This window comes from Bradyrhizobium yuanmingense (assembly GCF_900094575.1).
GTDB classification, from domain to species: domain Bacteria; phylum Pseudomonadota; class Alphaproteobacteria; order Rhizobiales; family Xanthobacteraceae; genus Bradyrhizobium; species Bradyrhizobium yuanmingense.
The window spans coordinates 1-1,617 of sequence record NZ_FMAE01000092.1 but is presented as its reverse complement, the minus strand read 5'-3'; the positions used below and the strand labels follow the sequence as shown (position 1 = coordinate 1,617).

At 65.2% G+C, this 1,617-nt stretch carries 2 protein-coding genes and 1 pseudogene; all 3 read left to right on the top strand.

The features are described 5' to 3' along the window. The coding region (locus tag GA0061099_RS39145; protein WP_141697830.1) for a transposase at nucleotides 1–513 on the top strand (513 nt) is incomplete at its 5' end. A 10-nt stretch (nucleotides 514–523) separates the two neighbouring features. Further along, entirely contained in the window at nucleotides 524–1,267 is a 744-nt protein-coding gene (gene istB / locus GA0061099_RS39140) for an IS21-like element helper ATPase IstB (protein ID WP_074448703.1), read from the top strand. A 114-nt stretch (nucleotides 1,268–1,381) separates the two neighbouring features. Beyond that, a pseudogene (locus GA0061099_RS40960) lies at nucleotides 1,382–1,617 on the top strand (IS66 family transposase); the annotation flags it as partial.

Genomic DNA, 1,617 nt, shown 5'->3' with positions numbered 1-1,617 from the left:
GAGGTGGAGAAGCATTATTACAGCGTTCCGCATCGCTTCGCGCGTGCCGAGGTCGAGGTGCGGTTCACCGCCCGCACCGTCGAGATCTTCCACAAGGGCGAGCGGATTGCCGCGCATCAGCGCATGAGTGGCAATCACAAGCACACCACCGTGCCGGAGCACATGGCCTCCAGCCATCGGCGCTACGCCGGCTGGACTATCGGGCGTATCCGTCAGGACGCCGCCGCGATCGGGCCGGCAACCAGCGCATTGTGCGACCTCATTCTCGACGAGCGCTCGCACCCCGAACAAGGCTTCCGCGCCTGCCTCGGCATCCTCAGGCTCGCCGCCTCCTATGGGCGCGAACGGCTGGACGCGGCGGCTGCGCGGGCGATCGACATCGGCGCGCGCACCTATGGCTCGGTCAAGTCGATCCTCGCCAACAATCTCGATCGGCGTCCCGCTCACCAGCGCTCCGCGGACGATGCGCCGATCCTGCATGCCAACATCCGCGGACCGCGCTACTACAATTAGGAGACGTCCCTTGCTCACCCATCCGACCCTCGACCGCCTCAACGCCCTCGGCCTCCACGGCATGGCCAAGGCCTTCGCCGACATTGAAGCCGCCGGTGAGGCTGGCAGCCTCAGTCACGCCGAATGGCTTGCTCTGCTGCTCGAACGTGAAGCCTCGCTGCGGCACGACAAACGGCTCGCCACTCGCCTGCGCTACGCCAAGCTGCGCCAGCAGGCATGCGTCGAGGACATCGACTATCGCACCCCGCGCGGTCTCGACCGCCCGCTGTTCGCCAAGCTTGTCGAGGGCCGTTGGATCGACGACCACGTCAATCTCCTGATCTGCGGCCCGGCAGGCGTCGGCAAGAGTTGGCTCGCCTCGGCGCTCGGCCACAAGGCCTGTCGCGACAATCGCTCCGTGCTCTATCAGCGCGTCCCGCGCCTGTTCGACGATCTGGCGCTCGCCCGCGGCGACGGTCGTCACCCACGCCTGTTGCGCAGCCTTGGCCGTGTCGATCTGCTGATCCTCGATGATTGGGGGCTCGAGCCGCTCGATGCCGGCGCCCGTCACGACCTCCTGCAAATCCTCGAAGATCGCTACGGTCATCGCTCCACCATCGTCACCAGCCAGCTCCCCGTGGACCAGTGGCATCTGCTCATTGGAGATCCCACCTATGCCGACGCCGTGCTCGATCGCCTCGTCCACAATGCCCATCGGCTCGACCTCACCGGTGAGAGCCTGCGCCGAACCCGGCAATCCGCCCGAAAGACCTGAGCGCTGTGGACATGCCGCTGCGCTTGGACAACGCAATCGCGTTGCCCACATGCCCACAGCAACCGCAGAAGAAGAAAAAAGGTTGAAGTCGCGATTCCAGATTGACCGCGCGGCTTGACCGATGCCAGAGAACCAGCCGGCCAGAACGCCTCGCCGCTGGGCGAGATCAAATCGGAAAGGTGGGCGACATCGTCTCGGAATCCACGGGCGACTTCATATCGGTACGCCTGGGCGACTTCGTCGGAATCCGCACTCCTGGTCGAGGACCTTCAGGTCTATGTGCGGGAGCAGCTCGCCAAGCTGTCCCGTGGGCACGACCTGGCCAAGGCGTTCAACTACATCCTGAAGCG